The organism is Nocardia sp. NPDC046763, from assembly GCF_040645495.1.
Lineage (GTDB): Bacteria > Actinomycetota > Actinomycetes > Mycobacteriales > Mycobacteriaceae > Nocardia.
Genome location: NZ_JBEYYI010000018.1, coordinates 15,863 through 31,979 on the forward strand (window position 1 = coordinate 15,863; position 16,117 = coordinate 31,979).

At 65.7% G+C, this 16,117-nt stretch carries 17 protein-coding genes; 11 read left to right on the forward strand and 6 right to left on the reverse strand.

All coding sequences use genetic code 11. The features are described from left to right. Positions 1-210: 210 nt before the first annotated feature. On the reverse strand, positions 211-1,164 hold the full coding sequence (locus ABZ909_RS26770) for a helix-turn-helix domain-containing protein (protein ID WP_357004459.1): 954 nt from the start codon (positions 1,162-1,164) through the stop codon (positions 211-213). A gap of 210 nt (positions 1,165-1,374) precedes the next feature. Between ABZ909_RS26770 and ABZ909_RS26775 the strand changes: the two genes are divergently transcribed. The 8 genes from ABZ909_RS26775 to gcvH all read left to right on the forward strand — a co-directional run bounded on the left by ABZ909_RS26775 (position 1,375) and on the right by gcvH (position 8,588). Next, positions 1,375-2,541 (forward strand): hypothetical protein, encoded by a 1,167-nt coding sequence (locus ABZ909_RS26775; protein ID WP_357004462.1) that lies wholly within the window; start codon positions 1,375-1,377, stop codon positions 2,539-2,541. Between the two features lie 5 nt (positions 2,542-2,546). Then, complete coding sequence (locus ABZ909_RS26780) at positions 2,547-3,329, forward strand: SDR family oxidoreductase (protein WP_357004768.1); 783 nt, start codon at positions 2,547-2,549, stop codon at positions 3,327-3,329. An 11-nt stretch (positions 3,330-3,340) separates the two neighbouring features. Next, the gene (locus ABZ909_RS26785) at positions 3,341-4,480 is read left to right on the forward strand and encodes a sulfotransferase (RefSeq protein ID WP_357004465.1); all 1,140 of its coding nucleotides are present in this window, start codon (positions 3,341-3,343) and stop codon (positions 4,478-4,480) included. Between the two features lie 149 nt (positions 4,481-4,629). After that, complete coding sequence (locus ABZ909_RS26790; RefSeq protein ID WP_357004468.1) at positions 4,630-5,121, forward strand: hypothetical protein; 492 nt, start codon at positions 4,630-4,632, stop codon at positions 5,119-5,121. Between the two features lie 559 nt (positions 5,122-5,680). Then, on the forward strand, positions 5,681-6,022 hold the full coding sequence (locus ABZ909_RS26795) for a hypothetical protein (RefSeq protein WP_357004471.1): 342 nt from the start codon (positions 5,681-5,683) through the stop codon (positions 6,020-6,022). Positions 6,023-6,469: 447 nt separating this feature from the next. Next, positions 6,470-6,895, forward strand: coding sequence for a hypothetical protein (locus ABZ909_RS26800; RefSeq protein WP_357004474.1), 426 nt, complete (start codon positions 6,470-6,472; stop codon positions 6,893-6,895). Between the two features lie 360 nt (positions 6,896-7,255). Then, positions 7,256-7,984, forward strand: coding sequence for a hypothetical protein (locus tag ABZ909_RS26805; protein ID WP_357004477.1), 729 nt, complete (start codon positions 7,256-7,258; stop codon positions 7,982-7,984). A gap of 223 nt (positions 7,985-8,207) precedes the next feature. Further along, a complete protein-coding gene (gene gcvH / locus ABZ909_RS26810; protein ID WP_357004479.1) occupies positions 8,208-8,588 on the forward strand; it encodes a glycine cleavage system protein GcvH in 381 nt (126 codons plus the stop codon). A 792-nt stretch (positions 8,589-9,380) separates the two neighbouring features. On the opposite strand, the gene ABZ909_RS26815 is transcribed toward gcvH, so the two are convergent. Continuing rightward, positions 9,381-9,800 carry a helix-turn-helix domain-containing protein gene (locus tag ABZ909_RS26815; RefSeq protein ID WP_357004770.1) on the reverse strand — a complete coding sequence of 140 codons (420 nt, stop codon included), beginning with the start codon at positions 9,798-9,800 and terminating at the stop codon, positions 9,381-9,383. Between the two features lie 87 nt (positions 9,801-9,887). Here ABZ909_RS26815 and ABZ909_RS26820 point away from each other — a divergent pair, with 87 nt between their 5' ends. From ABZ909_RS26820 to ABZ909_RS26830, 3 genes are all read left to right on the forward strand, one after another. Then, on the forward strand, positions 9,888-10,745 hold the full coding sequence (locus ABZ909_RS26820) for a cupin domain-containing protein (RefSeq protein WP_357004482.1): 858 nt from the start codon (positions 9,888-9,890) through the stop codon (positions 10,743-10,745). Between the two features lie 287 nt (positions 10,746-11,032). Next, positions 11,033-11,578, forward strand: a complete 546-nt coding sequence (locus ABZ909_RS26825; protein ID WP_357004485.1) for a hypothetical protein — start codon at positions 11,033-11,035, stop codon at positions 11,576-11,578. Between the two features lie 65 nt (positions 11,579-11,643). Continuing rightward, positions 11,644-11,844 carry a DUF6372 family protein gene (locus ABZ909_RS26830; RefSeq protein ID WP_357004772.1) on the forward strand — a complete coding sequence of 67 codons (201 nt, stop codon included), beginning with the start codon at positions 11,644-11,646 and terminating at the stop codon, positions 11,842-11,844. 99 nt (positions 11,845-11,943) lie between these two features. Here the strand turns inward: ABZ909_RS26830 and ABZ909_RS26835 are convergent, their stop codons facing one another. From ABZ909_RS26835 to ABZ909_RS26850, 4 genes are all read right to left on the reverse strand, one after another. Further along, positions 11,944-12,972: a helix-turn-helix domain-containing protein gene (locus tag ABZ909_RS26835; RefSeq protein WP_357004488.1), complete on the reverse strand. Its 1,029-nt coding sequence runs from the start codon at positions 12,970-12,972 to the stop codon at positions 11,944-11,946. A gap of 10 nt (positions 12,973-12,982) precedes the next feature. Then, complete coding sequence (locus ABZ909_RS26840) at positions 12,983-13,171, reverse strand: hypothetical protein (protein WP_357004490.1); 189 nt, start codon at positions 13,169-13,171, stop codon at positions 12,983-12,985. An 817-nt stretch (positions 13,172-13,988) separates the two neighbouring features. Continuing rightward, on the reverse strand, positions 13,989-14,594 hold the full coding sequence (locus ABZ909_RS26845; protein WP_357004492.1) for a hypothetical protein: 606 nt from the start codon (positions 14,592-14,594) through the stop codon (positions 13,989-13,991). Between the two features lie 309 nt (positions 14,595-14,903). Beyond that, complete coding sequence (locus ABZ909_RS26850) at positions 14,904-16,007, reverse strand: integrase (RefSeq protein ID WP_357004495.1); 1,104 nt, start codon at positions 16,005-16,007, stop codon at positions 14,904-14,906. Between the last annotated feature and the right edge of the window lie 110 nt (positions 16,008-16,117).

The window sequence follows — 16,117 nt, forward strand, 5'->3', positions numbered from 1 at the left end:
ACTGTCCGAAAATCCTGTAAACCCGGCAGGGCTTACATTTTCGGCAAGCCCGAGCACCCTCTCTAAGACCAGCTGACCTGCTGGTTTCCTGCCTGCATGCGGATGTTGCCCGGAATGGTCGCGAGCCGGGCCGCAGGGTTGTTGGCAAGCGCCATCAGAGGATTGGCGCCCATGGGCAAGTTGATCTTTCGCCGTCGTCGGCGGGTTGTCTCACCGTGAGTTCGATGTTGTGGTGAACGGATCCCGGCCGCCTGCTTCGTTGGTGATGCGGTCGGCGGCTTCGCGGAGCGCCGCGCCCAGGGTGATGATCTCCGGGTTGGCGACAACTCGGTCGACGTACATGTTGAGTACCAGCATCTGGCGTGCGTCGGCGTCGAATACCGGGGCGGCGATTAGGCCGACGCGGTGCGAGCCGGCGGAATCACCGAGTGCGTCGGCGAAATAGCTGCGGTCTCTCAGGCCGGAGACCATTTCGCCGAGCAGATACCGTACGTCGGCGGGAAGGTCGCGTGCGCCGATGCCGGCCATGAGCGTGTGCAGCCGCATCGCTTCCTTGGTTGTGCCTTCGACGAGATAGCCGGTGGCACGGCAGTCCGCGGCGACGCGGCGTAGGTGGTCGCGGTCGAGGTCGACCGGCAGTGCGGGTTCCCGGGCGAGCCACCGGTCGAGGTCTTCGTCGGGTTCCCATAGCACGTACATCAGGCCGACCGGGGGAGCGAACGGATAGGTCTGACCGATGCTCGCGGGCGCGGACATGCCTGGGGGAGAGACGATGTCGATGACGACGATCTGGTCCCCGATCACCGCGGACGCGGTGAAGATCGTGCCGAACCGGGCACTGAGCGTCTCGAGTTCCTGATGGACCAGCGGTGAAGCCGGCAGGTCACGGCGAGCGGCGCGACCCGCGGCGATCAGCGCCGGACCGAGTCCGTAGGTCTTGGATTGCGGCTCACGCGTCAGGTAACCGGCGGCGACCAGCTCGGTGAGGATGCCCAGGCAGGTGGGCTTGCTGATGGCGCAGCGCCGCGACAGCTCGGCCAATCCGAATCGCCGGCCCTGATGGGCGACCAGGAAGTCGAGTACGCGCACGACGCGTGCTGTGGGTGGCGAGGTGCGTTCGAGCGTGTCCTGCCCGGCGGTTGTCGATGACGCGCTCTGGCTCATGAGCGGTAATCCCTTCGTTGCGGTGTCGCCGGCGGCGCGGGTCTCGCACCTTGTCGAGTCATTCCATATTTCGAATGGAGTCGGGGTGGTGAGCGGGAGTCCCACCGACCGGGACAGACCCCGATCATCGATTCCCCGGTCATGCTTCACTGTCGTCCGCATCACAATTCTACCCCTCTGTTCCATATTTCGAACAATCGAAGGGCTTCGATGGTCACCACCGCATTCGCCGCCGATATCGCCGCGGCCGAAGAACTCATCAAGACCGCACCCCATGTCCGGACCGAGCAGGACCTCAACGAGGGCTACCAGTACCTGGCGGGGAGCATCCTGGCGACCCTGCACGCCGCGTGGGCGTCCGAACTCGCCTCGCCGATGTTCATCACCGGGGCCGGGCCGTTCACCAAACAGGGTCTCGACAACCCCGACACGCTGTACTTCTCGGCGGGAATCAGCGACGACACCGAATACGTGGTGACCGGACAGCGCGGCACCACAACCGATCTCAGCTTCCAGATCCTCGCCGGCGAATACACCGACACCGAGGTCCCCGCCAGCGTCGCCGCGTTCGACGACCGCGATCTGGTGATCGCGGCGGACGGTTCCTTCGAGATCCGTTTCGGCCCCGAACCGGCCGCGGGGCGAAGCAACTACATCACCCTCGCACCCGGCTCCAGCCAACTGCTGGTTCGTGAGGTCTACAGCGACTGGTCCGAGCAGCGCGGCATCATCAGCATCCGCCGCGCCGACACCGCCGGCTCGCCGATTCCCGCACTGACCTCGCGCTCGGTCCAGCACCGATTCGCCGCGGCCGGTTCGGCGCTGGTGACCCGGATCCGCACGTGGCTGCAGTTTCCGCAGTGGTTCTATCTGAACCTGCCGGTGAACACGTTGACCGAACCGCGGCTGACCCCCGGTGGGTTGGCCACGCAGTATTCCTCGGTGGGGCATTACGATCTCGCCGACGACGAGGCCCTGATCATCACCGTTCCGAAGTCCGAAGCCCCTTATCAGGGATTCCAGCTCGGCAGCCTGTGGTATCTGTCGCTGGACTACATCAATCACCAGACATCACTGACCACCGACCAGGCCGGCACCGATCCCGACGGCTACATCCGGCTCGTGGTCAGTCGAGCCAACCCCGGCATCGCCAACTGGCTCGAGACCCTCGGCCATACCCGCGGATATCTGCAGTTCCGGTGGCAACGACTCGCGCGTGCGCTCACCGTCGCCGACGGGCCGACCACCGAGATCGTCAACGTCGCGGACCTGCCCTCGACGCTGCCCTATTTCGAGCACAACCAGGTGACCGACGCGCAGTTCGCCTCCCGCATCGCTGCCCGCCAGGCCGCCTTCGCCACCCGGATGCTCGGGTGAGCGCCATGGCAGGACTGCTGCAAGACAAAGTGGTGGTGGTGTCGGGAGTCGGCCCTGGCCTGGGCCGATCGATCGCGGTGCGCAGCGCCCGCGCCGGCGCCGACGTGGTCCTGGTCGCGCGAACCGAAGCGAAACTGGCCCAGGTCGCCCGAGAAGTGACCACCCTGGGCCGGCGGGCGGTGACCGTCGCGGCCGACATCACCGATCCGGCCTCGGCGGAAACGGTGGTGACCGCGGCCACCAGGGCCTTCGGACAGATCGACACCCTGGTCAACAACGCGTTCCTCAAGCCTTCGATGGCCGACTTCGCCCACACCGACCATCAGAGCATCCGCGACGGCATCGAACTGTCGGTGATCGGCGCACTGCGCATGAGCCAACGGTGCACCGCCGCACTCGCCGCGACGGGCGGATCGATCGTGATGGTCAACTCCATGGTCGTCCGTCATTCCGACCCCATCTACGGCAGCTACAAAGTCGCCAAGAGCGCGCTGCTGGCCATGTCGCAATCGCTGTCGAGCGAACTCGGGCCGCAGGGAATCCGAGTCAATACCGTTGCCCCGGGCTATATCTGGGCCGATTCGCTCGAGGACTACTTCCGCGCCCTCGCGCAGGAGAACGACAGCTCCGTCGAACAGGTCTACCAGGCCACCGCGGCCAGGACCGATCTGCGGCGGCTGCCGGAGCCCGACCAGATCGCCGACTCGATCGTTTTCCTCGCCTCCGACATGGCCGCCGCGGTCACCGGCCAGTGCCTCGACGTCAACTGCGGCGAATACCACCACTGAAAGGACCGACGATGCACACATCCAGTGCCGTCGCCACCGCCGGCGAACTCCACGACATCGTCACCGGCACTACCGGACTCACCGATTTCGGTGCCGACGACTACCACGAAGCTCTGCACATCCTGCTCGATTCCTACCGGCACGAGGCCCGGCTCACACCCCAGGGCGCCGCCGTCGCGCAAGACGCCGTCTGCGGGGCGCTGACCGCCCGCGCGCTGGCCGAGGCCGCGTGGAAACGACACCCCGAACACGCCGAGGTCGAGATCGACCGACCGATCTTTGTCACCGGACTCCCCAGAACGGGGACCACGGCGTTGCACCGCCTGCTGACCGCTGATCCTGCCCACCAGGGTCTCGAGATGTGGCTGACCGAACGGCCGCAGCCACGTCCACCCCGCGAACGGTGGGCATCGAACACCGACTTCGGGCCCGTCGACGCGAAGTACCGGGCACACCGCGCCACTCACCCCGACATCATGGGGATGCACTTTCTCGACGCGGGCGAGGTCGAAGAATGCTGGCGCCTGCTGCACCAGTCGATGCAGTCGATTTCCTTCGAATGCCTGTCCTACATCCCGTCCTACTCGGCGTGGCTGGCCACGCAGGACTGGACCACCACCTACCGGCGCCATCGCCGCAACCTCCAACTGATCGGCGCAAACGACCCCCACCGGCGGTGGGTGCTCAAGAACCCCAGCCACATCTTCGCCCTCGAGGAGATCATGCGGGTCTACCCCGACGCGCTGATCATCCACACCCACCGCACCCCCGGCCAGGCGATCGCATCGATGTGCAGCGTCAATGCCGAAGCGACAAAAGGCCTGTCCGAGGCATTCGATCCGCCCACCATCGGTCGGACCCAGCTCGATCTCTGGTCCCGGGGACTGGCCGCGTTCACCCGTGCTCGCAGCGCCTACGACCCTCGGCGGTTCTTCGATGTGGACTACACAGATTTCGTCGCCGACCCCATGGGCACCGTGGCACGCATCTACAACCATTTCGAACTCGAACTGACCGAGCCGGCGTGGTCGGCAATCCAGACGATGCACGACACCAGTCGCCGCGGCGACCGCAAACCAGCACATAGCTACAGCTTGGCCGACTTCGGCCTGACCGACGCTCAGGTCGGCGAGAGATTCGCACTCCACTGATCGCCGATCCGGAGCAGTTGCCCGGCCGGCCCCGCGCACGGTGGTCGGCCGGCCGGGCAGAGCGGTGGTCGGGAACCGGATTCCGGTCGCGATGAGAACGTGATCCGATCCCGCTCAGTGACACCGGACCACTCACCACGCCGCGGGCTGTGTGTACAGCGGCCAGCTCGGTTGGTCTGCCGCCGCAGCAGTGGACGCCCTACAACCGCACCAACACCTTCGATTGCGGGTTGCTTCCGGGCTCCGCGGCACCTACCTCGGCAGTGCCGCAATCCTCGGCGGCGCTGCCCCCGGCAGTGCCGCCACCGGAAAACGTTGTGCCGTCGGCCCAACAATCACTGCCCGCACTGACCCTCGGTGCACCCGCGACATCGCCCGCCGCGCAGTCGAATCCGCCTTCGCACCAGAATCTGTGGATCTGGATCGGGATCGGCGTGATCGTGGTCATCGCGATCGGCGGCGGGGTGGCCTGGTATCTCCTCGCCGAGGAGGCGCCCGCTATCGGAGCCGCCGCGGCCCCGGCGGCGTTGCCGGCCGCTACCGTGCCCTCCGGACTGACGTGGAGTTCGCTGATCGGCGATGCCGCCGAGGCACAACGACTCCTGGAGGCCGCCTACGACATCGCCAAGGGGCCGAGCTGAACCCACTGCAATACCAGATCGCCCAGGCGCTGCGGGCGCTGAGGGCCGGGACATTGACGCCCGCGATGTACGAACTGCTGCGTAGGAACGGGTATTTGCCCTGGTCCGAAAAGGCTGTGCCCGGCAGATCCGTTGCCCATTGGTCTTGCTGACCGAGGAGTTGAGGCCCGGGGGGACACAGCGCTGGCCAAGCTGACCACCAACCTCTACGACAACACATTTTCTGGACAGGCAGATCCTTTGTCCGACTGCTGATTCCGTTTCGAACTGCGAGTGTCGGTAAAACGATCGTTTTAGAGACAAGGAGAAGGGTGCGCCCGCCAACGCCGGTCCACTGTCACAAATTATGAAAAGCCAACACTTCATAGTTGGGGGCGTTAGTGTTCGCTTGTCCTCGCGCAGGTGCGGGGTGAACGACCGGGAGGGACAAATGACACTGAGCCATATTCTGACTCGAATCGGCTGGGCTGCAGGTGGATTGGCGGTCGCGAGCGCGACCGTGATCGGGTCGGCGGGATCGGCTGCGGCGGACTCGGGCCTGACGATCCAAGGAAGCCCGATGCCCGTGCAGGTGGGCGGAACCTACCAGGTGGTGGACGATGTGCTGAGCACGTCGGGGGAAACGACATACGTCGGTTCGTCGAACCCGCTCGCCCACCCCAATTCGATCTACCTCTACGACAACGGTCAATGCGTCCTGCACGACATGATCGGGGCGAATGGCACCGGCATCAAGGTGTTGAACTGGACACCGACGTCCGCCGGCACGCACACACTGCAGGTCAGGGAGGACTGGTCGGTGAAGACTCTGACGGTCACCGTCGAACCCGCCCCGCCCGGCACCACGATCCCGACTCCCACCTCGAGCGGCTGCGGCGACACCGGCAGTTTCGGCTCCTGAGCCACCGGCTATCGGCCCGAACCCCGGCTTCGAACCGGGTGTTCGGTGCCCGTTGTGCGGTGCACGCAACTACCTCGAGCGCTTCGACGCCGAAGACGGCACGATTGTCTACGAGCAGATCGAAGGCCGCCCGTACCTCTGATACCACCCGAGCAGTTCACGCACCCGCCGGCCCTCGTTGATGAACGGGCTTTCGAACACCGATTCATGCACAGACGCGAACGTGCAGGACGGGGCCGATCGCGTTCGTTCGATCATCGTTTTCCGAACAGCTGCATGCCAGTGCCGGAACAGCGCAGTGACCGAAATGGCCGTTTGGGTGTGAGCCGGGACTCATACTTGTTCGGCCGGGTTCTCACGACCAAAGTCGGCGTGGCTCAACGTCATCCGGCCAGCGTTCGCGCCGCTGATTCCTTGTTCGAGGGCACACAACCGAGGGAGGCGCAAGTGAGCGAGATCGACTTGGAAGGCTTGGAAGGCGACGGCGAGGACGTGTTCGTGCCGTTGTCGGAGATGGGCGGGGACGAGCCCGATGAACCCGACCCATCTCGTGCGGCGCTGGCCAGGATCTACAACGATCTGCCGGCCAGCATCACGATCCTCCGGCACGCCGACGGCGCCTACCGCAACATCTACCTGGTGGGCCCCGGCGCTACCAGCCCCGATTTCTGGACGACCGACGTTCTGTACCTGGCGCATACCGCCAGCTCCAAGGCCCTGATGACGTTCGGCGGCGGCTGGACTTACCACAGCATGTTCAGGCGGAGTCTGCCGCCCGGTACAACCAACTACAGCCACGTGATTCGCTCCGCGTCATCGGCGACTGACGGAAACGAGGTCGAGCAGGCCGGTGACGGTGCGCTCGACCGATGAGGGTTTGAGGCAGCGGCGTAGCCATCTCGGTGTCCGTAACGACCTCATCATCGGTCGGCCACGATCGGGCACCGACCGGTTGAGAAGGCCGACCTGTTGGTGTGCGCTGAGATGTCGGCCCAGCACACAACCCCGACGCCTGAGCCGATACGAGGGCCGCGCCCCACATGCCCACCGGGACGCTGGGGCGAGACCCCTTGTCCACCCGGGGGAGACACCCTTGGGTGGTCGTCGAATCGATTTCGCTCGGCCAAGGCATGAACCATCTGTGTCGGTCGCCCGAGGGGACCGGCGCGGGAGAACGTTCAGCGCGCCCGGTGTCCGCCAGGTGCGCAACGACAACTCGGAAGGGTGGGTTCAGTGAAGCCGAAACAGCAGACCGCGATGGGCGCTAGCGGTGGCGCGGGAGTCGCACCGCAGGACGTGGAGAACCCCGGCTACGAGGAACCGGAGGTACCGCAGCCGGAACTCTCCGCGTACACCGGCTACATCCACTTCCGCGGACCCAACAACGTCAAGTCCGAACTGCTGGGATTCCAGCCGTTTCTCCTGTACTGGTGCATGCGCGGCGGCTCGGACTTCTACCCGGTCGGGTTGTGGGACAACCGCGACTTCAGCCCGAAGGTCGAGGTCAGCAAGAACGACATCCTCCAGATCCGCTTCGCGACGAAGAGCGGGCAGCCGCTCAAGGCCTCCGATCTCAGCTCCAACAGCGGGCCGCCTTCTCACCCGGCGATCCCGATGGAGTGGAGGCGGGGTACGGGTTCCTGGATGCGGCCCTCGCAGCGAAAAGGGCAGGACTACTACATCGCGGTGGTCAACCCGGACAACAACAGCAGTGCGTGGCCGATGCACGGAGTTCGCACCTGCCACGCCTACGACGACGGCATTCGGTTCGGCCTGTGGATGGACATCGGCGGCAAGGGCGACGCCTGGATCTCCGACGAGGACAACACCGGCAGCATCAGGATGCAAACCCCAGAAGCACGCCGGGCCTACCTGGTAGCGATCCGACACGGGACCGGCGACGACCCGTTCGGCTCGCAGACCGTGTTCCGCAAACGCGCCTGGTCCGACCTCATCGGCTGACCCAGGTCGACCACCGGATCCCCTCGGTAAAACCCAGACACCGAGGGGATCGCGGTCGAATCGACCCTCGACCGGGGGGACGGTCTCGGCCCCTGCCGGTTCGGACAATCGCTTCCGAAGCACTTCGTTTGCCGCCCATGCTCCGTCATCCGGCGCTACCCCTTCTTCACCGGGGGCCAGAACCCGCAGGGACTTAGTAACCAACTGCCGATGGGAGTTCGCGATGTCCTCGATACCGGCCGACCTCAAATACACCGACGATCACGAGTGGGTCCGGACCGAGTCCGATGGCCGTCTGACTGTCGGAATCACCGATCATGCACAACATGTGCTCGGCCATTTCGTGCTCCTCGATTTGCCTGCGGTTGGCAAGCGGGTCGCAGCAGGTGACGCCGTCGGCATGGTGGAATCGGTCGTCACAGCCACCGAGATCTACACGCCGGCCAGTGGCGAGGTTGTCGAGATCAACTCCGACGCTGTGGACGCCCCGGAAGAAGTCAACAGCGATCCCTATGGGGTGTGGTTGTTCCGGATCAAACTGAACGGCGGGGTCCTGGCCGACAACCTGCTCGACGCCGCCGCGTACAAGAAACTCGTGAGCTGACATCAGGTTCGAACCGCGCGGACGATCTGGTCGAACATCCGCTATGCGCATAATGCGCGGTTCGAATCAGGTGTCGGTCGGCCTCCCGGGCAGGCCGCGGCGCTAGCGGCCATCGCCCGGACCCAGGCCCGGACGCCCATCCCACAGCGTCCGGGCCGCCCAGCTTCCCGTCATCGGGTGATCATCGATCGGCTCGAACGTAGCCTTCCGTTGACCTTGAATGCCTACGCTGGCGCACGTCGGCCCCCTTCCGTTGTGACACAGACCCCTCGGCATCGTCCATTGGGCCTTCGTGGCATTCCTCGCGCGCGGTCGACCTCGGCGTACACCGCCGCCGCGAGTTGCGAATCCAGCCCGCCCGGCGAGACCGGGCGTCGGGCAGGGATTCGGAGGTGCGCCATGACAGCAACCCCACGCGAACCACGCGGTGACAGACACGCTCACCGGCCGGGCAAGCGGCATACGACGCCACCTGCCATCACCAGCGGTTCCGATGACGATGTGCCAGTGGTGCGCTGGCCGGAGCCGAGTCGGCTCGAATCGTGGTGGCACGCCGTCATGCATCCCGCCGGCGAGCCACCCACACCCACATGACCAGAACCGGCTCGATCGGCACATAGCGACACCCCCACCTCAGTCCTGATACGGCTTCGGCGTGCCTACCGCATCAAAAGCCGAGAACCTATCGTTTCTCGAACAGGATGTGGGGGTGTTAGCCGGCGCCCGCAGCTCTCGGCCCATCCGGTCCGACGTAACTCTGCTATCGCGCTCCTGACGTCGCTCCAGACCATCTCATCTTTCCTGGGCCGAGCCCTGTTGGGATTGCGAGTGTTGCGCGTCGTAGCGCTGCCGCGCGAGTACCACGTCGGGCGAGTGCTTCAGGATGGTGGACAGCAGCGCGGCGAGGGAGTCGACGACTTCTTCGCCGATCGGGGTCAGGCTGTACTCGACGTGGGAGGGAACGGCGCGCACGAGGTTGCGGTCCACCACCCCGTCGCGCTCGAGCAGTTTGAGCGTCTGCGACAGCCTGCGTTCGCTGACGCCGCCCACCGCGCGTTTGAGCTCGTTGTAGCGCAGGGTGCCGTCCTGCAGGGCGAGCAGGATCAACAGCGACCACGTCTCGGCGATCGTCTGGAAGGCTGCCCGCACCGTACTCGCCCGCTCGAGCACCTCACGTGCTTGCACCCGGCGTCCCGGCCGCATGTCATCCATCACACCCGCAGTCCTTCCACAGAGTAACGCCTACTCTCGTATCGAGAGTACTCCCAATATGAGAGCAATAGGAAGGGAACGACAGCGTTGCGTATCGAGGCATCTCCAGAGTTCTTCCACCACGTGATCTCGACCCCCACCAACTGGGTCGAAATGAACCCGGCGTGCATCGGCGTCGAACACACCCGGCAGGGGCGCGTGCTGACCGGCAGGCCCGCGGAGACCGGCGATCTCGTCACCCAGTACGTACTCGTCGGCAGCAGCGACACAGTGACCACCTCACATTGGGAAGTGACCGCGTCGCACCCTGGACGGGAGTTCGCGATCAGCGACCGCGCCGCAGGGGCCCACGTCGCGTGGAACCTCACCGAAAACGGCGGGGCGACCGAGGCGGTACGGGAAAGCAGCGCAGGCTCCGACGTCGACCAGTACGCACTCGACGCGGCACGGGGTCTGGCCGAGCGCAGATGGCGAGAGCTGGGATCGGTGATCGCGCGCGATCGCGGCACCGGCGCGCTCAGCGACTACTACACCGAGACCAACGAGCAGGTGGTCGGCGACGGCGAGACCCGGGGAGCGCACACCGCGATGCGTGTCCACGTGCATCCGGAGGCGGCGCCCCCGTTGCATGTGCACACTCGCGAGGACGAAGCCTGGATCGTGCTCTCCGGTGCCGTGCGGTTCTGGTTCGGCGGCCGCACCATCGACACCTGCGAGACGATCGACGTCGAAGCCGGCGCATACGCGTTCGGCCCGCGCTTCGTACCGCACACCTTCAGGACCCTCGCCGATTCGAGCGAGGTGATCATCACCAACACCCCGGGCAAGGTCGAGGGGTACTTCCTTTCGATCGGCGCTGGTGACTCCCGCGACGACGCAGCACACCAGGACCTGTTCAATAGGTACGGCCTCGTCGTGTTCACCGACCAACTACCGCCGCAGTGATCACGGTGTCCGACACGACTGCCGCCGGCCAACCGACAGTCAGCCAACCCTCAGGGACGCCGAGCAGCGGCGCGTCGAGGCCGTGACCCAAGCCCGTGCCGTCGGCGCCTCCTGGGAAGCAATCGCCCAGGCCGCGAACATCACCACTCGCCAGTCCGCTCACGAACGCTGGTCAAAGATCACCCGCTGATCGTTTTCCGAACAGGCAGACCTCCCCTGAATCCTGTCAGGAAAGCCTGACGCTATGATATGATGTCAGGAAGTCCTTACATCACCTGGGAGGGGTCATGGGGCGGCAGACCGAGGACGGGCGCCACGAGGGCTATGTCGCGTTCGTCTTCGCCGATGGCATGTCTGGCGGCTCGTACTCCGCCGGCACGGCGATCGCGACCAAAGGGCCGGACGGCAAGCAGCTCGACTACGCCGACTGGCAGCACCGCCCCGAGGCCGAGGTGATCGGCTGGCGCGCGACCTGTTCGGACTGTTCCGGCATGACCACCCGCGGCAGCACCCACTGGCAGGGCCCGCTGTGGAAGCGGGCACAGACCCCGGCGGCGCAGAATCTCGACGAACTCCGGATCTACTCGGACAAGGCCAGGCTGCCCGAGGAGATCGAGGACCTGATCCTGGACGCCTGGGAGGAGCACATCGCACCCACCCTGGGCACCTATCCGGTGGAGCTGGCCGCGAACGAGGTGGCCGAGGCGCAGACCCGCCTCACCGAAGCCGTGCTGGCGGCACGTGCGCAGGGCGCGTCCTGGGACGCGATCGGCAAGGCCGCGGGCATGACCCGCCAATCCGCACACGAACGGTGGTCCCGGCTCACCCGCTGACGGTCAGGAGCCGCGACATTATGGCCGACCTGCCGCCGCCGATACTGACCGTCCGTCCGTGGGCGATGGTCTCCTGGGAGCAGCACCGCCCGGGTGGCTGCCGATGCGTGTGCGCGTTCTACCACCCTGGTGACGGGGCGTCGACCTGCCTTGCCGCGGCCGAGCCGGGCCTGCTGATCCGAGTCGAAGCTGACGGCGAAACGATAGGACCGCTGACCCAGTGCCGCCGTTGCTACGACGCGATCGCAGATCACCAACCACGGTGAGTCGGTCCGCCAACTGATCGTTTTCCGAACATCCAACGGCTGTGCCCAGCCCCGACATCTCCGGTCTGACAGTTGGGAGACCGCCAGGCCCGAATGCGATCAGGCGCCCTCCGATACGACGGTGAGCATCGCGCCATCGGTGCCCTGCTCACCGGCATCGGATTGGGCGGTGGGCGCTTGGGGAGCGGCGCGCCGGTGCATCCTCTGGATCGACGTCACCACGGCGTGGGTCTTCTTCGGCGACAGACCGATGATGATCTCCTGAGCGATCTGCGGTGCCAAGCTCGACAGCAGCGCGGCGGCCTTGTCGGTGTCCATCGCCTCGAAGATGGCGGCGGCCGGGCCTTCGTCCTGGTCCTCGACGACCAGGTAGATATCGCCGAACCGCCGGCGGACCCTGAGGTCGGGCCGGGACCGGTTGTACTCGGCGAGCACCCACGCGTCGGTCCAGGACTGGGCCGAGCGCCACGGCAGGTCGCCGCCGTGGTCGCGGTAGATCTTGGTGGCCTCGGCGAGCATGACGTGGACGAGTCGCCGATACAGCGTGAGGTTGTTCGGGACCCGATTGCCGTTGAACACATCGCTCAGCGCCGTCACCGAGTAACAGTCGTGGCCACCGACAGCCATCCCCCTGCACAGAGGGCGCAGCCCCGGGTTGCCGATCGCGAGCTTGAGCCGGTTCAGTTCGAGGCGCAGATCATCGAAGGTCTGCACCGTGTCCGGGCGGGGATGCCACTGTCCGGGTTCGGCGAGGTCGGGCGTGACCGGCCGCAGCTTGCCGCGCCCGGCTGGCCCGGCCACGGTGGCGGTGCCGCCCACCGTCATCACGGCCTCGCCGACCTTGCACAACAGCCGGGTGCTCGCCAACTGCGTCTCATCCCAGAACCCGCGCCATTGCTGGACTTTCGAGTCCTCGTCGACGCCGCAGGCGGTGATGTAGGCGGCCGTGACCTCCCAGGTCGGGAAGTCGCGGCCATTGGCGGCCTGCGCCAGAGTGGAACGCCGGACGAAGACCATGGCCTCCATCTCGCGATACGTCAGGCCCGCGTCGCCCCTGAGCTTGCGAAGCGCGGTGGCGAACTTGCCGATCGGTCCGGTGTCGGTGATCGGCTTCTCGTTCCTGCCCATCGCATTGCCCTCACGAACCCGCAGCGGGCAGGCTCTGCGCCGGCACCGTCGGCGCAGAGCCGCGGCCGCCGCGCAGGAAATGCAGCACGCCGAGCGCGGTGCCGCTGAGCGTGGCCGGAACACCCACCGCGACAAGCGGATTCACTCCATGCAGGACGAGGAACCCGACGAACACGGCGAAGAGCGTGAATACGAACACGTAGCCTGGCGAACCACCACCACGTGGGCAGGCAGTTCGTCTCGCTACTGGGATAGACCCTCGGGGACCCCATGAAAGGACACCCACTTCCTTGTCGGACCGGTAGCGGGGTTCTTCCGGGTGGCCGCCCAGTACATCGCCCGCCGTGACGTTGCCATCGTCGCCCGCCCCACGTATGTGCGGGTAGCGGAAATTGACGGTGATTGTGTCCGCCGCGTGTGCTGGACATTCGCTTTGTCCATTGTCCATTCGACAACCCGGACAACCCCGAAGAACCACAGGTCCGAGCTCGGCTGTCCAACATTGTTCCGATGTTGTCCGAGGTCGTTGCCGCCCCTGTCGCCGCGAGGCCGGCGCGGTCATCCTGAGTGCGTCGTCCTCGATGGGCGGCGGGGCTATGCGTCGGACCGGATGTGATGGCCCCAACCTCGGGATTTCCGTGGCCGCGGGAACCCAGTCGATCCGGGCAGCAGTTGGAGGTGAAATCCCATGCGGCACAAATGCCTACTGCTGGGTGCCTCCCTCGCTTCCGTCAATGCCGGCCTCCTTGCGCAGGATTGGCGACCAACGACCGCGCTCGGAACACCTCCACGAGCCCTACGGCACCTATCCGCAGGGCTCGAGGCAGCGCGATCGTTGGCCCGGCTCGACGTTAACCAGCCCCCACCAGCCTCGGTAGATCCCTGGACGCGACAGCACGAGCCCACACCTATGCAGGACACTCACTGCACCAAACCGTCGCGTCGTCGGCGGGGTCGTGGTAGCGGGGTGGATCGTTTTCCGCGCGGCGAGAGGCAGTTTCGGCCGACCGCTGGGTTCAATCCCCATGCCGGAGGAGTTTGACGCCGAAGTCTGTAGTGAGCAGGCGAAGCGCGCCGGGCTCGCCGAAGAAATAGAAGTTTCTCAGTTCGAGGTCGTACGGATCGCAGCCGTCGCTCTCATCGGTGTCGATGCTGTCCCACACATGCGGCGGCACGTCCAGATCGTCAATTCCCTCAACGAACGCCATCAGGTCGAAATACTTGCCACGCAGTTCGATTGGCCACCGTTGAGGCTCGTTATTGCACTGGAACAGAAGGCACATGTCGAACTCGTCGTCAGGACCGAGTTCGACATCGGTGATGGTCAGCAGGCCGCCGGTGCACTGTGCGGCGTCCTGCAGCACTGCCTGGTAGGCATCGGCCTCCGCGCCCGGGGTCACGCCGTCGTCGGTACCTACACCGAATCCGACTCCGAGTTGCTCCATCAGGCTCACCAATGCGTGGGGCAGCGACTCGCACGAGTCGAGCAACGCCAGGTCCAGTTCGTCACCGAGTCGGTACTCTTCGGTCACCTCGGCGACCTGGTCGGAGGTCGCCAGTCCGAGTTGGAGGATTCGGTCGAGGGCCTGCCCTGTGGTCCATCGAGCTGCTGCCGGCGCCATCGGATCTCCTTGCCTGATTGCTTGCGGGCAGCATAACGTCCACCGGTCGATCAGCTCGTCCTCGTCCGGCTCCCTCATCACGCGCGAAAGCTACACCGCACCAACAGGTTCGCAATCCCGATTCACGCAGGCTTCATGTACCAGGTGACACGTTTCTTACCGACGCGTCCGCCGTGGGTTCAGCCGGACTGACGGAGTTTCACTGGTACCTCACGTGAGTTCGCGCCGTCAGCCCCGGATCGGCGGCGAGTTCGTCAGGGATCCATGCACTTTCGCGCGGGTGATCATTCCTCGGGTGGCTGTTCGAGTTCATCGCTGAGGAGATGCTCGGCGGCGGCCGCGTAGCGGGTCGCGGCGTGGTGGGAGATGCCGAAGACCAGTGACAGGTGCAGGGGGTCCGGGCCCGGCGGTGAGTGCTTCGTGCAGGATGCGGTCTTGTCGTATCCGCTGGACGGTGCAGCCGACCTGCTGCATGCGCAGGTTCACGAATATCTGGCTGATGGGGGTGGTGCCGAGTGCGGTCTTCGGGCTGATGAGCAGGTGCGGGTTGGGGGTGTGCGGCCAGGTGGCGTGGCGGTGGTCGAGCCAGCGTCGGATGGCTCGGTGGCCGATGTCGCCGAGACGCTGACGCCGCCCGGCGAGAGTGATGCGTCGGTTGGCGAGGTCGACATCGTCGAGTGCGAGATGGCGGATGGCTCCGGTGCGCGCGGCATTCTCCGCGGCCAAGGCGACGATGACCCGCCATGCCGGGTCGGTGACCAGTTCTTCGACGGCGCGTATCTCGTCGAAAGTCATTGGCAGCAGGTCTGATTCGGTGTCGCGGACTTTGAGCCCGGTGGTTGGGTTGGCGAAGACCAGGCCGCGTTTGTTGGCGAACCGGAACAGCGACCGCAGGGCCTTGATGGCGTTGGACCGTTGCGAACCGCGCAGCGGCTCGAGTGCTGCGGTGATGTCGGAGCGGGTGACCTCGCGCAGGTGGTCGTGGCGGATTGCCCATTGTTCGAGAAATGGTCGGGCGCAACTGAAGTAGACGTAGAGACTGCCCGGTGAGCGAGCCTGGGCGCGGTTGTCGCCATCGAGTAGAACGGTGAGCCAGTGCCGTGCTGGACCGGCGAATCCGGGGGCGAGATCGCGGGTGATGTGGTCGATCCAGGATCTGATCGCGGTGGCGGAATCGTCTTGGAGCAGCCCCAGATCGGCGAGCACTTCGGTCAATCGTGGCCGTGACACGTGCCGATGCGGTCGGGTCCGGACCTCGCTGAGCGGAACGGGCTCTCCGGCGGGCCGGTCCTGCAGCACCGTTGTCAGTCCATCGAGCACGCATCTGGTGGTCGAGGGGCTCCAGCCGCGAGCCTGGCCGAGCTCGTGGGCATGGTGGGCAGCCGATCGCAGGACGGGGTTCTCCGAACTCAACGCCGGATGTTGCCATCGTGGTGGGACGGACTGACCGAGTTTGCGCCGGTAGAGCGACGCCAACGCGGAACATGCTCTGCTGCAATAGATCATGTTCCGTCACCGTTTGT